Origin of the sequence: Kitasatospora sp. NPDC087315, assembly GCF_044744345.1 — a bacterium.
In the GTDB taxonomy this organism is placed as follows: Bacteria; Actinomycetota; Actinomycetes; order Streptomycetales; family Streptomycetaceae; genus Kitasatospora.
In genome coordinates, this window is record NZ_JBIUYD010000002.1 from 31,662 (window position 1) to 49,372 (window position 17,711).

At 72.9% G+C, this 17,711-nt stretch carries 17 protein-coding genes; 6 read left to right on the top strand and 11 right to left on the bottom strand.

What is annotated here, in order from left to right; genetic code table 11:
* Positions 1-289 precede the first annotated feature (289 nt).
* Positions 290-613, top strand: coding sequence for a nuclear transport factor 2 family protein (locus ACIO5D_RS03020; RefSeq protein ID WP_363611776.1), 324 nt, complete (start codon positions 290-292; stop codon positions 611-613).
* 60 nt (positions 614-673) lie between these two features.
* Here ACIO5D_RS03020 and ACIO5D_RS03025 read toward each other — a convergent pair whose 3' ends face one another.
* Positions 674-1,909: a serine hydrolase domain-containing protein gene (locus ACIO5D_RS03025; protein ID WP_400793958.1), complete on the bottom strand. Its 1,236-nt coding sequence runs from the start codon at positions 1,907-1,909 to the stop codon at positions 674-676.
* A 77-nt stretch (positions 1,910-1,986) separates the two neighbouring features.
* Here ACIO5D_RS03025 and ACIO5D_RS03030 point away from each other — a divergent pair, with 77 nt between their 5' ends.
* The 5 genes from ACIO5D_RS03030 (at position 1,987) to ACIO5D_RS03050 (ending at position 8,707) form a co-directional block, all read left to right on the top strand.
* Positions 1,987-2,514, top strand: a complete 528-nt coding sequence (locus ACIO5D_RS03030) for an NUDIX domain-containing protein (protein WP_363611774.1) — start codon at positions 1,987-1,989, stop codon at positions 2,512-2,514.
* Positions 2,515-2,652: 138 nt separating this feature from the next.
* The gene (locus ACIO5D_RS03035; RefSeq protein ID WP_400756571.1) at positions 2,653-3,048 is read left to right on the top strand and encodes a peptidase inhibitor family I36 protein; all 396 of its coding nucleotides are present in this window, start codon (positions 2,653-2,655) and stop codon (positions 3,046-3,048) included.
* A gap of 170 nt (positions 3,049-3,218) precedes the next feature.
* Positions 3,219-4,061 carry a TetR/AcrR family transcriptional regulator gene (locus ACIO5D_RS03040; RefSeq protein ID WP_400793747.1) on the top strand — a complete coding sequence of 281 codons (843 nt, stop codon included), beginning with the start codon at positions 3,219-3,221 and terminating at the stop codon, positions 4,059-4,061.
* 120 nt (positions 4,062-4,181) lie between these two features.
* Positions 4,182-5,990 (top strand): hypothetical protein, encoded by a 1,809-nt coding sequence (locus ACIO5D_RS03045; protein WP_400793748.1) that lies wholly within the window; start codon positions 4,182-4,184, stop codon positions 5,988-5,990.
* A gap of 431 nt (positions 5,991-6,421) precedes the next feature.
* Positions 6,422-8,707 carry a glycosyl hydrolase family 18 protein gene (locus tag ACIO5D_RS03050; protein ID WP_400756565.1) on the top strand — a complete coding sequence of 762 codons (2,286 nt, stop codon included), beginning with the start codon at positions 6,422-6,424 and terminating at the stop codon, positions 8,705-8,707.
* A 32-nt stretch (positions 8,708-8,739) separates the two neighbouring features.
* On the opposite strand, the gene ACIO5D_RS03055 is transcribed toward ACIO5D_RS03050, so the two are convergent.
* From ACIO5D_RS03055 to ACIO5D_RS03100, 10 genes are all read right to left on the bottom strand, one after another.
* Complete coding sequence (locus ACIO5D_RS03055) at positions 8,740-9,450, bottom strand: spermidine synthase (RefSeq protein WP_400649225.1); 711 nt, start codon at positions 9,448-9,450, stop codon at positions 8,740-8,742.
* Between the two features lie 89 nt (positions 9,451-9,539).
* The gene (locus tag ACIO5D_RS03060) at positions 9,540-10,625 is read right to left on the bottom strand and encodes a YeiH family protein (RefSeq protein ID WP_400756562.1); all 1,086 of its coding nucleotides are present in this window, start codon (positions 10,623-10,625) and stop codon (positions 9,540-9,542) included.
* Positions 10,626-10,632: 7 nt separating this feature from the next.
* A complete protein-coding gene (locus tag ACIO5D_RS03065; RefSeq protein WP_400793749.1) occupies positions 10,633-11,214 on the bottom strand; it encodes a cysteine dioxygenase in 582 nt (193 codons plus the stop codon).
* Between the two features lie 77 nt (positions 11,215-11,291).
* Entirely contained in the window at positions 11,292-12,197 is a 906-nt protein-coding gene (locus tag ACIO5D_RS03070) for a LysR family transcriptional regulator (RefSeq protein ID WP_363611760.1), read from the bottom strand.
* A 133-nt stretch (positions 12,198-12,330) separates the two neighbouring features.
* Positions 12,331-13,200, bottom strand: a complete 870-nt coding sequence (locus ACIO5D_RS03075) for an amino acid ABC transporter permease (protein ID WP_400793750.1) — start codon at positions 13,198-13,200, stop codon at positions 12,331-12,333.
* Complete coding sequence (locus tag ACIO5D_RS03080) at positions 13,197-13,841, bottom strand: amino acid ABC transporter permease (RefSeq protein ID WP_363611756.1); 645 nt, start codon at positions 13,839-13,841, stop codon at positions 13,197-13,199. Before ACIO5D_RS03080 ends, ACIO5D_RS03075 begins: the two co-directional genes overlap by 4 nt.
* A 13-nt stretch (positions 13,842-13,854) precedes the next feature.
* Complete coding sequence (locus tag ACIO5D_RS03085) at positions 13,855-14,757, bottom strand: glutamate ABC transporter substrate-binding protein (RefSeq protein WP_363611754.1); 903 nt, start codon at positions 14,755-14,757, stop codon at positions 13,855-13,857.
* A 9-nt stretch (positions 14,758-14,766) separates the two neighbouring features.
* Complete coding sequence (locus ACIO5D_RS03090; protein WP_363611796.1) at positions 14,767-15,495, bottom strand: amino acid ABC transporter ATP-binding protein; 729 nt, start codon at positions 15,493-15,495, stop codon at positions 14,767-14,769.
* Positions 15,496-15,527: 32 nt separating this feature from the next.
* Entirely contained in the window at positions 15,528-15,773 is a 246-nt protein-coding gene (locus ACIO5D_RS03095; protein ID WP_363611752.1) for a LapA family protein, read from the bottom strand.
* A 128-nt stretch (positions 15,774-15,901) separates the two neighbouring features.
* A complete protein-coding gene (locus ACIO5D_RS03100; RefSeq protein ID WP_363611750.1) occupies positions 15,902-17,674 on the bottom strand; it encodes an ABC transporter ATP-binding protein in 1,773 nt (590 codons plus the stop codon).
* Between the last annotated feature and the right edge of the window lie 37 nt (positions 17,675-17,711).

Below are 17,711 nucleotides of genomic sequence, written 5' to 3' on the forward strand. Positions count from 1 at the left end.
TTTTAATCCCCCGGCCCCCCGGGGGGGCCCCGCCCCCCCCCCCCCGGGGTTCCGCTATTTGGGGGGGGGGGGGGCGGCCCGGCCCCCCCACCCCGCAACCACTCCCCGTGGCCCGCGGCCCGGCGCCCGTACGAGCTCCCGGCCGCGTCTCCCTCGCTGAGCACCTCACCGATATCGGGATCCAAGCACATGGATGTCCGAAATCTCCGACGCGCCGCCGACATGCCCGAACACGACCGGGTGACGCCATAAACAGGAGTCCCGACCCTTCACTCCTGGGAGACCCCGCATGACCATCGCCACCGCCAAACTCTCCGACCCGACCGTCCGCGCCGCCGTCACCGCGATCAACGCGGGCGACCAGGACGCCTTCCTGAACCTGCTCACCGCGGACGCGACGATGTCCGACGACGGCTCCGACCGCGACCTGCGGGACTGGATCGACCGTGAGATCTTCTCCAGCCGCGGCCACATGGACGTCCAGTCGGAATCGGACAGCGGGCGGTCGCTGATCGCCAACTACAGCAACGAGACCTGGGGCGAGATGCGCACCGTCTGGCGGTTCACCGTCGTCGGCGACCGGATCGGCCGCTTCGAGACCGGCCAGGCCTGACCGGCCCGGTCCACCGCACAGGCCGGCGCGCGAAGCACACGCACGTGGCGCCGCCCGGCCCTACCGCAGGTGGTCCGCGGCGCCCCCGTCCAGGCACGCCCGCACCGCCCGGATCAGGCCCCGGGAACGGATGTCCCCCGTGACGCCGGGCTGCATGCCGTTGGTGACGTACCCGAAGCCGATGCCCAGGTCCGGGTCGGCGAAGCCCAGCGAACCGCCCCGGCCCGGGTGGCCGAAACTCGCCGGCGAGGCCATCGGGGACGTCGGGCCGTGCCGGAAGAAGCCCAGGCCGAAGGCGGAGTTCACGATCAGCACCCGGTCCGGCCCGCTGACCGCAGGACCGGCCGCCCGGGCCAGCAGCTCCGGCCCGAGCAGCGGCGGCGGCGCCGTGCCACCCCCCTGCCGGTCGGCGACACCGATCAGCGCGGCGTAGAACCGGGCCAGCGAGCGGGCGGTGCCGATGCCGCCCGCGCCGGGTATCTCGGCGGCCTGCACCACGGGGTCGTTGAGGTCCACCTCGGGCCGCACCGAGGCGAACGCCCGGGCGGTCAGCGAGGCCGGGTCCCGGTAGGCGTCCCGCACCGCCTGCTTGGGGCGCAGCCGCAGCCCGCTCGGGCCGGTCCTGGCGGCCTGCGGCGCGGGCAGGTCCACCAGCCGCCCGACCCGGTGCGCGGCGTCGGCCGGCAGTCCGATCCACAGGTCGAGGCCGAGCGGGCGGGCGATCTCCTCGGCGAAGTACCGGCCGACGGTCCGCCCGCTCGCCCGCCGCACCACCTCGCCGACCAGCCAGCCGAAGGTGTACGGGTGGTAGCCGTGCGCGGTGCCAGGCTCCCAGGCGGGCGCCTGGGCGGCGACGGCGGCCGCCGCCCGCTCCCAGCCGAGCACGTCGGCCAGGCCCAGCGGCACGTCCAGCGCGGGCACCCCGGCCTGGTGCGAGAGCAGCCAGCGCACCGGCACCCGCTCCTTGCCGGCCGCCTTGAACTCCGGCCAGTACTCGGCGACCGGCGCGTCCAGGTCGAGCTGCCCACGCTGGGCCAGCAGCAGCGCCGTGGTGGCGGTCAGGCCCTTGGTGACCGAGCGCAGCACCTGCGCGGTGCCGGCCGTCCACGGCACGGCCGACGCGGGCCGCCCGCCGACCTCGGGCCTGGCGTCGCCGCCCCACAGGTCGACCACCTTGCGGCCGCGCACGTACAGCGCGAACGCCGCGCCGAGCTCGCCGTGCTCACGGAAGCCGCCCGCGAAGGCCGCCCTGACCGGCTCGAAGCCCTCGGCCGTCCCGCCCCGGATCTCCACCACCGCGTGCCGCCTCAACCCGTCGTTCCGTACTCGTGCCCGCGTTCGATCCGGGCCCGGAGAACCCTAACCTGTCCGTCATGACCAACCCTGCCGAAGAGCTGCTGGACGTCGTCGACGAGCACGACCGGGTGACCGGTACCGCCACGCGCGGGGAGGTGTACCGGCGGGGGCTGACCCACCGGTGCGTCTTCGTCCTGGTCCGCGACCCGGCCGGACGGCTCTTCGTCCACCGGCGCACCGACACCAAGATGTTCGCCCCCGGCGCGTACGACATGTTCGTCGGCGGGGTGGTCGGCGCGGGCGAGAGCTACCCGGGCGCGGCCGTCCGGGAGGCCGAGGAGGAACTGGGGGTCAGCGGGATCGAGCCGCGCCCGCTGTTCAAGTTCCTGTTCCGGCGGGACGGCCTCTCCTGGTGGTGCGACGTGTACGAGGCCCGGTGGAACGGCCCGGTCGCGCCGCAGGAGTCGGAGGTCGCCTGGCACGCCTGGCTGACCCCGCGGGAGCTGGACGCCCGGCTGGCCCGCGACGAGTTCGTCCCGGACGGCATCGAGGCGTACCGCCGCTACCTGGAGTTCCGCGCGACGCTTCCTCCAGCAGGGGCGTGATCCGGTGAGCCGCACTCCCGTGCACGATCCTCCGCGCTCCTGGTCGCGCCCTGCCGCCCGGCGGTTGGGGGTTCTAGGTTCGTGTCCGCACTGCCGTGACCACGGCAATGCCCGAGCGACCTGGGACGAGGGGATCTGATGGTGCGAATCAGCAGGGTGGTGCGAGTGGTGTCGGGGATGGCCCTGGCGGCCACGCTGAGCGGGCTGTTCCCGGCCTCCGCCGAGGCGACGGCCACCGGCTACCCGGACTGCGCGTCCGGACTGTTCTGCGCCTGGACCGGCGACAACGGGACCGGATCCAGGTGCGAGTGGCGGGTCGACGACGCGGACTGGTCCAACGGCCAGATCGTGTGCGGCTGGGCCGCCGGCACCCGGGTTCGGTCCGTCTACAACCACGGCGAGTCGGGTGCGCCCGTGTCCGCCTACACGGCCACCGACTGGGGCGGCACCAAGGTGTTCTGTCTGGCGAAGGACGCCAAGCTGAACCTCTCCGGGGCCGGCACCTACCTGCGCTCCCACAAGTGGGAGTGCTGACGCGGCACCAGGACCGCCCGCGCCGGTGCTCCGGGGGGGGCGGAAGCGGAGGGCGGGCCGGATCCCCCTGACGGGGCCACTCCCCCGGTCCGGGCGTATCGGACCGCCCTGTTGGACGGTCCGATGCGCCCGGCTAGGGCGCGCGGCACGGGCCGGATAGGGTGGCGCGCATGGCTTCCCGAACGCCGTCGGCGTCGCCCACGTCCGCACGCCCCGACCGAAGCGGTGACGTCCACGGCCGCGGCCGGAGCGGCGACCGAGGCGCCGAACGGCCGCGTCGGCGGCTCAGCGTGGACGAGCGGCGCGAGCAGCTGATCGCCGTCGCGCTGGAGCTGTTCAGCCGCCGCCCGCCGGAGGAGGTGTCGATCGACGACATCGCGGCGGCGGCCGGCGCCTCCCGGCCGCTGGTCTACCACTACTTCCCCGGCAAACAGGCGCTGTACGAGGAGTCGCTGCGCCGGGCCGGACACGAGCTGGCGGGCCGTTTCGAGGAGCCGGCCGATGGCCCGCTGTCGGAGCGGCTGTACCGGGTGATGGGCCGCTACCTGGACTTCGTCCAGAGCCACGGCCCCGGCTTCGCGGCCCTGTTGCGCGGCGGCTCGGTGGCGGCCAGCCCGGGCACCTCGGCGGTGATCGACGAGGTCCGGCGGGCCGCGCACGACCAGATCCTGGCCCATCTGGCGGTCCCGTCGCCGAGCCCCGGTCTGCGGCTGGCCGTCCGCTCCTGGATCGCCAACGCCGAGATCACCTCACTGGAGTGGCTGGCCGACCGCTCGGTGCCGCTGGAGGAGCTCCAACTCCACCTGGTGCAGGAGTTCGTGGCCGCCCTGACGCTGACCGCCGCCCGGGAGCCCGCGCTGGCCGCCGAACTCGCCGGGTTCTTCGCCGGGGAGCGCCCCGACGGCCCGACCGGGCGCCTGGTGCGCGACCTCGCCGCCCTGTTCGCCGCCCCCGGGATCGCGGACACCGTCGCCGCGCTGGCCTCCGGATCCGTCCCTCCGGCCGCCCTCTGACGGGCCCGGCCGCCCGGCCCCCCGGCGGCCGGTTCTGCCCCGGCGGCGGCCTCTGATAGGAATGTGCACGGATCTGCCGGCACCACCACACGTACACGCAGCAGAGCGGGGGCTCACCAGTTGACCCAGCACGGCCAGTTCAGTGCGGAGACCAGCCCCTTCGCAGCGGCGGAGCAGGTCTCCGCGACCCTCGGCACACTCACCGACGCGCTCCTCGACGAGCTCACCTCGCGCCACCCCGCGGCCTCGCTGACCGCCCTGCGCGCGGGCACACACCCCGAGGCCGAGGCGCTGTTCAACCTGCCGCTCGCGCCCAACGGCCCGGTGCACGCGGCCGTCGACCGGCTCGGCACCGTACTCACCGCCGGCACGGCCCGTCCCGGCAGCGGTACCCCGGTGGCCGAGCGGGTCACCGCCGGGCTGCTCGCCCGCTACGGCGGCGGAGCGGTCCGCGGCGCGGTGGCCGACCGGGGCACCACCTCGGCGGCGCTGTTCGAGCTGCCGGTGACCGGCGAGATCGCCGACCTGAAGCTGCGCCCGCCGTTCGCCGCCGCGCTGGCCGCGCTGGCATCCGGGCAGCAGACCCGGCAAGCGGTCGAACTGCCCACCGGCGCGGGCGCCGAGGTCCGGCTGGTGCTCCCGCCCGGCTTCCACCCGCTGACCGCCCCGGGCGGCCCGGCGGGCGTCTCCGCCCGGACGGTGCCGACCGGCCCGGCAGCGGGGAACGGTACGGATCCGGCCGCCGCCGCGGCAGCCGAGGAGCTGACGGCACATCTGGCCGAGACCGCCGAGGAGCTGTTCAGCGGTACCGGCCCGGCACCGCGCCGGGACTTCGCGGTGATCGCCGCCACCCTGGCGGACCTGGTCACCTCCTCGGGCGCGGTCTACGCGGGCGTGTCCGCGCTGGAGGCGAACGGCCGGGCGACCGACGCCACTCTGGTGGTCTCGCTGGCCCGCCACCCGCTGCCGATCACCGGCCTCGCCACCGAACTGGCCACCGTCCGTCGGCACGCCGAGGTCTGGACGGTGCTGCTGCCCGCCGGCCCGGCCGCCGTCCTGGTCGAGGCCCGCAGCATCCCGGTGCCCGGCCCGCTGGCCGCCGACGGACTGCGGCGCTGGGTGGTCACCTCGGTCGTGGAGGCGTTCGTCCCGCTGCCGGACGGCGTCTCGGTGCTCTGCGTCCAGCTGTCCACCGCCCAGCCGCAGGACTGGGAGCTGTACACCGAGGTCTTCGCCGAGCTGCTGAAGAGCGTGCAGTTCGGCTGGGACGGCGTGCCCGGCACGCTGCCCGCCCCCGCCGTCACCACCGCGCCCGCCGTGCCCGTCGAGGCCGCGCCACCCGCCGTCGAGCCCGCACCGTTGACCTACGCCTCCGCCCCCGACGCCCCCGACGAGGCCGCACCCGACAGCGCGTCCGGCGCCCTCTCGCCGGACGACACCACACCCGACGGCACCACACCCGACGCCTCCGCCCCGCTGCCGGCGCACCTGCGGGACACGACCGCCGACCCCGCGCCCGCCGAACGACCGCAGGACGAGCCGCCCAAGGGCACCCCCGTCATGATCCCGCCGCCGGACTTCAACCCCTTCGCCCCGCAGGACCTCCCGCCCCCCGCCCCGGCCGAGACCGTCCCGGCCGCCGTCCACACCGCCGACCCGTTCGGCACGGTGACGGCCGACCAGCCGGCCGACCCGTTCGGCACCACCATCCCGCGGCAGCCCGCGCCCGTCCCGCCGCCGCCCTCGGCCCCGCCGACCGTCTCCGCCCAGGGCGCTGACACCCCGGACGACCCGGAGCGCAAGCCGAAGGGCACGCCGGTGATGATCCCGCCGCCGGACTTCAACCCCTTCGCCCCGCAGGACCTCCCCTCCCCCGCCCCGGCCGAGACCGCCCCGGCCGCCGCACCGGAGACCAGCCCCTTCGGCTGAGGCCCAGGCCGAAACCGAGGCCGAGGCCGAACGCCAGGCCCAACCGCGCCCCGGTGGCCGTCCCGTCCCCAGACGGGACGGCCACCGCGCCGTTGCCAGAAGCCCCCACCCCCATTCCCTCCGCACCGAAGCCACACCGAACAGCCAACCGGCCCAAGGCTGTTGACAAAGCCCCAGGTCAACCAAGGCCCGCCGCAAGGCTCTGCCATGCACACGGCCGCCAACTGGTACAGACCTATTGCCAGTTGACGAAGGGCTCTTTACCCTCGGTAAGCACAGGACCCTCCGTGGCACCCCGACGGCCCGAGGTCTCCCGTTCCGCGCCACCCCACGGCCGGAGCTCCCGCACGCTGCTCCACGCACCTGACACCTCCCCACAGGTAACGGGGCGACCCGGCATGCCCGGAGGCCCCAGGACAGGAGCCATCTTCATGCAACGACGTCGGATCAAACTGCCGCTGCTCGCGGCCGGGACTTTGCTCGTCCCACTACTCGCCGTCTCACTGCCCGCCACCACCGCCGCCGCGGGCCCCGCCACCGCCGCGGGCTCCGCCACGGCGACGTTCACCAAGGGCAGCGACTGGGGCGCCGGCTACGAGGGCAGCTACACCATCGCCAACGGTTCCAGCGCGCCGGTCAACGGCTGGACCCTGGAGTTCGACCTGCCGACCGCCAACACGCTGGCCTCGCTGTGGAACGCCACCTACACCACCTCCGGCTCCCACGTCACGGTCAAGAACCCCAGCTGGGCCGGCAGCCTGCCGCCCGGCGGCTCGTACAACCTCGGCTTCAACGTCTCCTACTCGGGCACCTACGCGCCGCTGCTGAACTGCAAGCTGAACGGCCAGCCGTGTGACGGCACGGGCGGGGACCAGACCGCGCCGAGCGTTCCCGGCGGCCTCCAGTCCACCGGTTCCACCCAGACCACGGCCGATCTGTCCTGGACGGCGAGCACCGACAACGTCGCCGTCACCGGTTACGACGTGTTCCAGAACGGCGCCAAGGTGGCGACCACCGACGGCAGCACCACCGCCGTCACGGTCAAGGGCCTGACCGCCGGCACCACCTACCAGTTCACCGTGCAGGCCTTCGACGCGGCGGGCAACCGCTCGGCCGCCGCCGGTCCGCTGAGCGTCACGACCAAGCCGCCCACCGACCCGGACAGGCAGGCGCCGACCACCCCCGGCACCCCGACCGTCACCGGCTCGGACGCCAACAGCATCTCCCTGGCGTGGGCCCCCAGCACCGACAACGTCGCCGTCACCGCCTACGACGTCTACAACGGCACCGCGCTCGCCGCGACCGTCACCGACCCCGCCGCCACCGTCGGCAACCTGGCCCCGGACACCTCGTACACCTTCACGGTGAAGGCCCGCGACGCGGCCGGAAACGTCTCCACCGCCTCCGGCCCGGTGACCGGCAAGACCAAGCCGGGCGGCACCAACCCGGGCGCGCTGAAGATCGGCTACTTCACCCAGTGGTCCATCTACGCCCGCGGCTACAGCGTGAAGAAGCTGGACACCTCGGGCTCGGCCGGCCGCCTCACCACGCTCAACTACGCCTTCGCCAACATCCACCCGACCACCAAGCAGTGCTTCATCACCAACAAGGCGGCCGGCAACGACTCCGACCCCAACGCGGGCGACGGCGCCGGTGACGCCTGGGCCGACTTCGGCAAGGGCTGGGACGCCGGCAGCTCGGTGGCGGGCACCACGGACACCTGGGACCAGCCGCTGGCCGGCAACTTCAACCAGCTGAAGCAGCTCAAGGCCAAGTACCCCAACCTCAAGATCCAGATCTCGATCGGCGGCTGGTCGTACAGCAAGTGGTTCTCCGACGCGGCGGCCACCGACGCCTCCCGCAAGGCGCTGGTCAGCTCCTGCATCGACATGTACATCAAGGGGAACCTGCCGGTCATCGACGGCCGCGGCGGCGCGGGCAGCGCGGCCAACATCTTCGACGGCATCGACCTCGACTGGGAGTGGCCGAACTCCGACGGGCACCTCGGCAACATCTACAAGCCCGCCGACAAGGCCAACTACACCCTGCTGGCCCAGGAGTTCCGCCGTCAGCTGGACGCGCTCGGCACCACCACCGGCAAGCACTACACGCTGAGCGCCTTCCTCCCGGCCGACCCGGCGAAGATCACTGCGGGCATCGACGTCCCGGGCCTGTTCGGCGCCTTCGACTTCGCCACCATCCAGGGCTACGACTACCACGGCGGCTGGGAGATGAGCACCAACCAGCAGTCCGCGATCAAGCTCGCGGCCGGCGACCCGAGTACCCCGGACCGCCAGTTCAGCTCCGAGATCGCGATCAACGCCTACGTCAACGGCGGCGCCCCGAAGAGCAAGCTGACCCTGGGCATCCCGTTCTACGGACGCGGCTGGACGGGCGTGCCGCGCGGCACCACCAACGGCCTCTTCCAGAGCGCGACCGGCCCCGCGCCGGGCAGCTACGAGGCCGGGTTCGAGGACTACCACAAGCTCAAGGACCTGGCCACGAGCGGCGGTTACACCCTCTACCGGGATCCGGTGGCCGGTTTCTCGTACCTCTACAACGGGACGGTGTTCTACACCTACGACGACCCGACCGAGATCGCCCGCAAGACCGCCTGGATCAAGTCCCAGGGGCTGGCCGGCGCGATGGTCTGGTCCTTCGACGGTGACACCGCCGGCGGCGAGCTGATGGCCGCCGTGGACAACGGCCTGAAGTAACCCGGCTGTCGCCGCACCTGCCCGCCGCCCGCTCAGCCGGCGCGGCGGGCCAGGTGCACCACGTCCGGCACGCCCCGGGCGACCGGGATCTCGTGCGTGACCACGTCCGCGAAGCCGGCCGCGCGCAGCGCCTCCTCGAAGGCCGGGGAGGGCTGCGCGCTCCAGACCGCCAGCACCCCGCCCGGCCGCAGCCGGTGCCGGAGCACGGCCAGCCCGTCCGCGCCGTACAGCCCGGCGTTGGAGTCGGTCACCGTCCAGTCCGGGCCGTTGTCGATGTCCAGGCAGAGCGCGTGGTACCGCTCGCCGTCCGCCGCGGCCAGGTACTCCAGCAGATCGGTGTGGAGCACCGCGACCCGCTCGTCGTCCAGCGCGCCGGCCGAGAAGGCCGCCAGCGGCCCGGTGCGGTGCCAGTCGATGATCGCGTCCTCCCGCTCGACGATGGCGATCCGGCCCCAGCGCGGCTCGGCCGCCGCGTACGCCAGCGAGAAGCCCACCCCGAGCCCGCCGATGAGCACCGACGGCCGCTCCACCGCGGCACCGGTGCGGTCGAGCTCGTCCAGCGCCGCCTGGATCAGCAGCCGCTCCGAACGCCCGTCGGCGGTGTCCATCAGGAAGCAGCCGTTGGCGATGATCTCGAAGTGCCGACCGCGCTGCCGCAGTACCACCTCGCCGAACGGGCCCTCCCGCCGGTCGAGCGTGACGACGGCGTCGTAACCGTCCCGTTCGGGCAGTGCGGTGGACATGCGGCGTTCCTCGAAGCTCGGTTCCGGGCTCGGGCTCTCTCGCCGAGCGAGTACCCGCCCGACAATAGCGGAGCCCCCGCGTCCCTCGCTCACGTCGTGACCAGCACCCCCGCGTAGGAGATCCCCGCGATCATCACCCACGAGGCGAGGCCCAGCAGAACGATCCGCCCGCCGGTACGCACCAGGCTGGGCAGGTGCACGGCACTGCCGAGGCCGAACAGGGCGGCGGCCAGCAGCAGTTCCTGGGCGTCGCCGGCCAGCGTGAGCGCGCGCTCGGGCAGGACACCGGTGCTGCGCAGCGCGATCATCCCGAGGAAGCCTGCCACGAACAGCGGCACGATCGGCGGGCGCCCGGCCCGCCCGCCCGCCGCTCCCCCGTCCGACCCGTCCGACCCGTCCGACCCGGCAGCGCGGGCCCGGTGCGCGCGCCGCACCGCGACGGCGACTCCGGCGACCAGCGGCGCCAGCAGCACCACCCGCATCAGCTTGACCAGTACGGCCTCGCGCAGCGCACCCGCCCCACCGGTCTGCGCGGTGGCGACCACCTGGCCGACGTCGTGCACGCTGGCGCCGACCCACCGCCCGAAGTCGGCCTCACCGAGCCCGAGCGGGTGCTGGAGCAGCGGAAGGACGGCGATGGCGAGGGTCCCGCAGAGGGTGACCAGGGCGACCGACGCGGCGACGTCCTCCTCCTCGCTGCCGGCGGCCTGGCTGACCGCGCCGATCGCCGACGCCCCGCAGATCGAGTACCCGGTGGCGACCAGCAGCGGCTGGTCGCCGGGCAGGCCGAGCCGGCGCCCGAGCCAGCAGGTGCCGGCGAAGGTCACGGAGACCACGGCGAGCACCATGCCGACGGTGGCCCAGCCGAGGCCGAGCACGTCGTCCAGGCCGAGCTTGAGGCCGAGCAGCACGATGCCGATCCGCATCAGCCGCCGCCCGGCGGTGGACAGTCCGGGCCTGGCCACCCCCCGGACCACCGGCCGCAGCCCGGGCAGGTGGGCCGCCGCGATCCCGAGTACGACGGCGGCGGTCAGCTTGGGCACGGCGGGGACGGCCTGGTGGACGGCGATCGCGGCGGCCACCCCGAGCGCCGCGAGCAGCAGGCCGGGGGCGTCCCCGCCGAGCGGGGGCAGCAGACGGGTGCGGGTGTGCCGCTCCCGGACGGTCAGTGCCACCGCGCGCTCACCGTCGCCCGTCGGCGGGCAGCCGGTAGACCCGCCGGATGCTGGTGCCGAGCCGGGATATGTCGGCGCCGTACACATGGATCGAGATGGCGGTGGAACCGCAGGCGTTGCGGACCAGATGGATGTCACCGGGCGGGGCGAAGGCGGCGACGCTGCCGACCGGGCCGACCACGTGCTCGGTCTCCACGAGGTGGGCGGTGCGCCCGTCGGAGACCAGCCGGTACCGGGTCTCGCTCTCCTGGCCCTGGTGGACGCCGGCCACGCACCAGGAGACGTGGTCGTGGATCGGGGTTTCCTGGCCGGGCAGCCAGACCAGGGCCACGACGGAGAAGCCGCCGTCGGGCTCGGCGTGCAGGACGTGCTGACGGTAGCGGTCCGGGTCGCCCTCGCGCTGGCCAGCGGTGAGCAGCGCGTCGGCGCCGTCAGGGCCGGCGAGCAGGTGCGGGGCGAGTCGTTCGCCGACCAGGTAGGCGGTGAGTTCCGGAGGCAGGCCGCGGTCCACGACGGCGCGGATCTCGCCGATCAGGGCGGTCATACGCTCGGTGAGCCGGTCACTGCCGACCGTGGCTGAGGGTGTCATGCCAGCAGGTTCGACCCGGCCGACCTATCACGTCCAACGAGGGTTTCTTCAGGGTTACCCAACGCGGGCTTATGGGTTCAGCAGCCGACCCTGGCCGCGGCGGCCGACCGCAACTGGTCCAGCACCAGCGCGGTGGCGGGGATCCGGCGGTGGTCGCGCAGCACGTACGCGCTGACCTGGCGGCGCAGGTGCGGTTCGACGGCCCGGCCGGTGACCTTGCGGTGGCACATGAAGGAGAGCACCAGCGCGGGCATCAGCGCGATGCCGACCCCGGCGGCGACCAGGCTCTGCACGGCGAGGTTGTCATCGGTGGAGAAGACGATGTCCGGGGCGAAGCCCTCCTCCGCGCAGACGTGCAGCAGGTTGGCCCGGCACCGCGGGCAGCCGGCGATCCAGCGCTCGCCGTCGAGGTCCGCCAGCCGGACGGCGTGCCGGCGGCCGAGCGGGTGGCCGACCGGCAGCAGGACCGTGAGCAGGTCCTCCATCAGCGGTATCTCGTCCAGGCCGTCCGGCAGTTCGGCGGCCACGCCCGGGTAGCGGAAGGCCAGCGCGATGTCGCACTCGCCGCGCAGCAGCCGCTGGACGGAGTCCGGCGGCTCGGCCTCCAGCAGTTCGACCCGGACCCCGGGGTGCTCGGCGAGCAGCCTGGCCATCGCCTCGGGTATCAGGGTGGCGTTGGCGCTGGGGAAGGCGCAGACCCGGACGCGCCCGGCGCGCAGCCGGGCGAGCGCGGCGAGCTGCTGCTGGGCGGCGGAGAGGCTGCCGAGGATCACCTCGGCGTGCCGGGAGAGCGCCTCGCCCGCCTCGGTGAGCCGCAGCCCCCGCCCGGCCCGGGTGAACAGCGGTACGCCGACGGTGCGTTCGAGGGCCTTCATCTGCTGGGTGATGGCCGGCTGGGTGTAGCCGAGTTCGCGGGCGGCCGCCGAGTAGGAACCGGCCCGGACGACCTCGTGGAAGGTCCTGATGTGGCGTGAGTCGAACACCGGCTCCACCGCCCTCCGACCGCCCGTCCGCTGCTCCCCGCGCGGGTAATCATAAGCAGACTTTGGAGGTCATTGGCATAACCCCATCCGCACCTATGGTCCAGGAGCGAACCGTCTCCCCCACCGCTCCCGGCTACTGCTGCACCGACGGCGGCAGCCCCATCGCCACCTCCGCCCTGGCCACCGGCGGGCCGCCGCGCATGCTGGGGCGGCGTCGGCCGCGGCGCTCGACCAGGTGCGCCAGCCAGGAGAGCAGCAGACACATCCCGATGTAGATCGGCGCGATCACCATCACCACCGGGATGAAGGGCAGATCGTAGTCCAGGTTGGTGGCGATCAGCTTGCCCGCGTGCAGGAACTCCTCGTAGGTGATCAGGAACCCCAGCGAGGTGTCCTTGAGCGCGACCACCAGCTGGCTGATGATGGCCGGCAGCATCGCCCGGTTGGCCTGTGGCACCAGCACGTACGTCATCACCTGGGTCTTGCGCATCCCGAGCGCGAACGCCGCCTCCCGCTGCCCCTTGGGCACCGCCAGCACACCGGCCCGGAACACCTCGGCGAGCACCGAACCGTTGTAGAGCACCAGCCCGGCCACCAGCGCCCAGAGTGGCTGCACCTTGAGCGCGACGAAGATGAAGAAGATCATCACCAGCAGCGGCATGGCCCGGAAGAACTCGACCACCAGCGTGGAGAGCCGGCGCACCACCCGGTGGTCGGAGAGCCGCCCGGCCGCGAACAGCGCGCCGAACGGCAGCGCGAACAGCACCGTCCAGCCGAAGGCCTTCAGCGTGTTCCCGAGCCCGCGCAGCAGCAGCTCCTGGACGCCCTGGTACTCGAAGGCCATCCACTTCTGGTAGGTGAACTGGTGGGTGTGGAACAGCATGTAGACGATCCACCCGATCAGCGCCAGGATGACCAGCAGCGCGATCACGCCGTACAGCCGGTGCCGGGCGATCGCCCGTGGGCCCGGAATGTCGTACAGCGCCGAGGATTGAACGGTCATCGCGACACCGCCACTCGTCGTTCCAGCAGATTGAAGACGGCGCTGATAGCCAGGGTGATGATCAGATAGCCGACAGCGATCCAGACGAAGGTCCAGACGATGCTGTAGCCCAGCTCGTTGATGGTCCGATAGGTGCCGAGCAGCTCGGTCACGCTGAACGAGCCGGCGATCGCGGTGTTCTTGGCCAGCGCGATCATGACGCTGCCGATCGGCGCGACCACCGACCGGTACGCCTGGGGCAGCACCACCAGCCCCATCGTCTGGCCGAAGGTCATCCCCAGGCTGCGCGCCGCCTCGCCCTGCCCGGAGGGCACGGTGTTGACGCCCGAGCGCATCGCCTCGCAGACGAACGCCGAGGTGTAGCAACCGAGCGCGAGCACCGCGAAGGTGAAGAACGGCAGGGTGATGTCGAACCGCGGCAGGCCCAGCACCACGATGAAGAACAGCAGCGTCAGGGGCGTGTTGCGCAGCAGGGTCACCCAGCCGGTGCCGAAGATCCGCAGCGGCTTCACCGGCGAGACCCGGAAGCTCGCGATCAGCACGCCGAGCACCAGCGACAGCACGGCGCTCACCGCGAACAGCGAAAGGGTGCCGAGGAAGCCGTTCCAGTAGATCGACCAGTTGTCGGTCAGCGTCTTCACAGCGCGGGCCCTCTCAGTACCGGTCGATCGGCGGCGGGGTGGGCGCGGGCGCGCCGGAGAGGCCGAGGGTGGCCTCGAAGGCCCGTTTCCAGTCGCCGTTCTCCTCGTGCTGGACGAGGGCGTCGTTCAGCGCGTCGCGCAGCACGGTGTCGTTCTTCGGGGTCCCGATCCCGTACGGCTCCTGGGAGAACAGCGGGCCGACCACCTTGAGCTCGTCCGGCACCTTGGCCGCGTAGCCCAGCAGGATGCTGTTGTCCGTGGTGACGGCGTCCACCTGGCCGGTGATCAGGTTGTCCACACAGGCCGAGTAGGTGTCGTAGCCGATCAGCTTGGCCTTCGGGTACTGCTGCTGGATCCGCTGGTACGGGGTGGATCCCGCCGCCGAACAGACCTTCTTGCCGTTCAGGTCCTCCGGACCGTGGATGCTGTTGTCCTTCTTGCGCACCAGCAGCGACTGTCCGGCCATGAAGTACGGCCCGGCGAAGCCGACCAGCTTCTTGCGGTTGTCGTTGATGGTGTAGGTGCCGACGTAGAAGTCCACCTGACCGTTCTGCAGCGCGGTCTCGCGGTTGGCCGAGGCGATGGTCTTGAACTCGATCCGGTCCGGGGCGAACCCGAGGTAGGCACCGACCATCTTGGCGATCTCGATGTCGAAGCCGGAGTACTCCCCGGTGGCCGGGTTCTTCTCGCCGAGGTAGGGCTGGTCCTCCTTGGCGCCGACCACCAGGTGGCCGCGGCTGCGCGCGGCGTCCAGGGTGGGCGAGCCGGTGATGTCAGCGGCGTTCCGCACCTGGTAGCTGGGCAGGGCACCGGCCTGCGGGCCCTTGGGCGGCGGGGTGCCCGGCTTGCCGCAGCCGGTGAGCAGCAGGGCCAGCGCGGCGACGGCGAGCAGCCGTGCGGCGGTCATCTCCCTCATGGCGCCGCCTCAGTGCTTCAGGATCTTGGACAGGAAGTCCCGGGCGCGCGCGCTCTCGGGAGCGCTGAAGAAGGCCTCGGGGGCGCGGTCCTCGACGATCCGCCCGTCGGCCATGAAGACCACCCGGTTGGCGGAGGCGCGGGCGAATCCCATCTCGTGGGTGACCACCACCATGGTCATGCCCTCGTTCGCGAGCCGGCGCATCACGTCCAGCACCTCGTTGATCATCTCGGGGTCGAGGGCCGAGGTGGGCTCGTCGAAGAGCAGCGCCTTGGGCTCCATGGCGAGGGCCCGGGCGATGGCGACCCGCTGCTGCTGGCCGCCGGAGAGCTGCGCCGGGTACTTGTCCGCCTGCGAGGCCAGACCGACCCGCTCCAGCAGCGCCCGGGACTTGGCGTCGGCCTCCGTCCGGGAGCGGCCCCGGACCTTGATCTGGGCCAGCGAGACGTTCTGCAGCACGGTCTTGTGCGCGAACAGGTTGAAGGACTGGAACACCATCCCCACCTCGGCGCGCAGCCGGGCCAGCCCCTTGCCCTCCTCGGGCAGCGCCTGCCCGTCGATCACGATGGTGCCGGCCTCGATCGGCTCCAGCCGGTTGATCGCCCGGCAGAGTGTGGACTTGCCGGAGCCGGACGGGCCGATCACCACCACGACCTCCCCGCGCCCGACCGTCAGTTCGATGTCCTGCAGGACGTGCAGGTCCCCGAAGTGCTTGTTGACGCCGCGCAGCTCGATCAGCGGCGTGAAGCCGGAGGCCCCGGGGGCGGTGGTCACTTGCCGCGCCGGCCCTTCAGCAGCCAGCCCAGTGCGCCGCCGGCGAGCAGGGTGGCCAGCAGGGCGATCCAGAGCGGCGCGGTGACGGTGAGCACCCAGAACTGGATCTTCACCTTGTCGAGGTTGGCGAACAGGAACCACACCGCCAGGACGACGATGACGCCGATCCCGATGTACCGGGTGGGGATTCCCGCGATTTCGCTGCGCTTGGAACCGGACGAGCCGTCTGAAATCTTGGTCACCCACGCAGTCTGCTGGCCGCGAACCCGATTTGTCCGGTTACGCGCCCAGGAGTAACCCACACGGGGCAATCTCACCCCGTGCGGGTTTACCTTCGCTCACCAGCTGTAGTCGATCATGACCGTTCGCGTCATCGCTCGTCGCGCCAGGAGCGCCAGAGCGCCGCGTACGGACCACCGGCCGCCACCAGCTCCGGGTGGCTGCCGTACTCACTGATCCGCCCGCCCTCGACCACGGCGATCACGTCCGCGTCGTGCGCGGTGTGCAGCCGGTGGGCGATGGCGATCACCGTCCGGCCCTCCAGCACCCGGGAGAGCGAACGCTCCAGGTGCCGGGCGGCCCGCGGGTCCAGCAGCGAGGTGGCCTCGTCCAGCACCAGGGTGTGCGGATCGGCCAGCACCAGCCGGGCCAGGGCCAGCTGCTGCGCCTGCGGCGGGGTCAGCGCGGTGGCGCCCGAACCGACCTCGGTGTCCAGGCCCTCCGGCAGCGCGTCCACCCAGTCACCGGCCTCCACCGCGTCCAGCGCGGCGCGCAGCTCGGTGTCGTCGGCCTCCGGCACGGCCAGCCGCAGGTTGTCCCGCAGGGTGCCGACGAAGACGTGGTGCTCCTGGTTGACCAGCGCGACCTGTGCCCGGACCCGCTCGGCCGGCATCCTCGCCAGCGCCGCCCCGCCGAGCGTGACACTGCCCCGGCCGGGCGCGTAGATCCCGGCCAGCAGCCGGCCCAGGGTGGATTTGCCCGCGCCGGACGGCCCGACCAGCGCCACCCGGCTTCCCGGGGCGACGTCCAGGCTGATGCCGTGCAGCACGTCGGCGCCCTCGCGGTAGCCGAACCGGACGTCCGTCGCCCGGACCTGCCGGCCGTCCGGAAGGGCGTCCTCGTCGCTCTCGTGCTCGGGTACCTCGCGCACCCCGACCAGCCGGGCCAGCGAGGCCTGCCCGATCTGCAGCTCGTCGTACCAGCGCAGGATCAGGTCGACCGGGGCGACGAGCGCCTGGGCGTACAGCACGCCGGTGGTCAGCTGGCCGACGGTGATCCAGCCCCGCAGGGTGAACAGCCCGCCGAGGACCAGGGTCCCGAGCACGGCCAGGGCGTAGACCGCGTCGATGGTCGGGAACCAGACCGACCGCAGCCAGAGGGTGTACCGCTCCCAGGCGAGCCACTCGCCGAGCTTGCGGTCGGTCAGCCGGACCCGCTGGTCGCCGAGGCGCAGCGCCTCGACCGTCCGCCCGGCGTCCACCGTCTCGGCCAGCACGGTGTTCACCGCGGCGTAGCCGGCCGACTCGTTCCGGTAGGACTGCGGGGCCCGCCGGAAGTACCAGCGGGAGCTGGCGAGCAGCAGCGGCAGGCCGATCAGCGAGGTGAGCGCGAGCAGCGGCGAGGTGATCACCAGCGCGCCCAGCACCAGCAGCAGCGAGACCACGGCGACGGCCAGCTCGGGCGCCGCCTCGCGGACCGATTTGTCCAGCCGGTCGATGTCGGTGGTGCCCCGGGAAACGAGGTCCCCGGTACCGGCCCGCTCCAGCACGCCGGTGGGCAGCGCGACCGAGCGGACCAGGAAGTCCTCGCGCAGGTCGGCCAGGACGCGCTCGCCGAGGATGCTGCCGCGCATCCGGGACCACCAGGTGAAGGCGGACTGCACCACCAGCGCCAGCAGGTACCAGCCGACGGCGGCCGCGACGGCGGTCTCGGCGGTATCGGTGGCCAGTGACTCGACCAGGGTGCCGAGGACCCAGGGCCCGACCAGCCCGGCCACGGTGGCCACCGAGTGCAGCGCCACCACGGACGAGAAGCCGGCCCGGTGACGCCGGGCGAGCAGCCGCAGGTAGGAGCGCACGGCGGCCGGGGAGCCGACCGGCAGCGTGGTGGCCGGCCCCTGCTCCTGATGGGCGGGGGGCTTCATACGGTGCTCCTCTGTTCTCCGGCCGGGCGGTCGCGGT

Bases quoted from the DNA above. Each gene is read 5' to 3' on its own strand.
- ACIO5D_RS03035 (WP_400756571.1), top strand. From the start codon at position 2,653: ATGGTGCGAATCAGCAGGGTGGTGCGAGTGGTGTCGGGGATGGCCCTG.
- ACIO5D_RS03040 (WP_400793747.1), top strand. From the start codon at position 3,219: ATGGCTTCCCGAACGCCGTCGGCGTCGCCCACGTCCGCACGCCCCGAC.
- ACIO5D_RS03100 (WP_363611750.1), bottom strand. From the start codon at position 17,674: ATGAAGCCCCCCGCCCATCAGGAGCAGGGGCCGGCCACCACGCTGCCG.
- ACIO5D_RS03020 (WP_363611776.1), top strand. From the start codon at position 290: ATGACCATCGCCACCGCCAAACTCTCCGACCCGACCGTCCGCGCCGCC.
- ACIO5D_RS03065 (WP_400793749.1), bottom strand. From the start codon at position 11,214: ATGACACCCTCAGCCACGGTCGGCAGTGACCGGCTCACCGAGCGTATG.
- ACIO5D_RS03085 (WP_363611754.1), bottom strand. From the start codon at position 14,757: ATGAGGGAGATGACCGCCGCACGGCTGCTCGCCGTCGCCGCGCTGGCC.
- ACIO5D_RS03050 (WP_400756565.1), top strand. From the start codon at position 6,422: ATGCAACGACGTCGGATCAAACTGCCGCTGCTCGCGGCCGGGACTTTG.
- ACIO5D_RS03030 (WP_363611774.1), top strand. From the start codon at position 1,987: ATGACCAACCCTGCCGAAGAGCTGCTGGACGTCGTCGACGAGCACGAC.
- ACIO5D_RS03075 (WP_400793750.1), bottom strand. From the start codon at position 13,200: ATGACCGTTCAATCCTCGGCGCTGTACGACATTCCGGGCCCACGGGCG.
- ACIO5D_RS03055 (WP_400649225.1), bottom strand. From the start codon at position 9,450: ATGTCCACCGCACTGCCCGAACGGGACGGTTACGACGCCGTCGTCACG.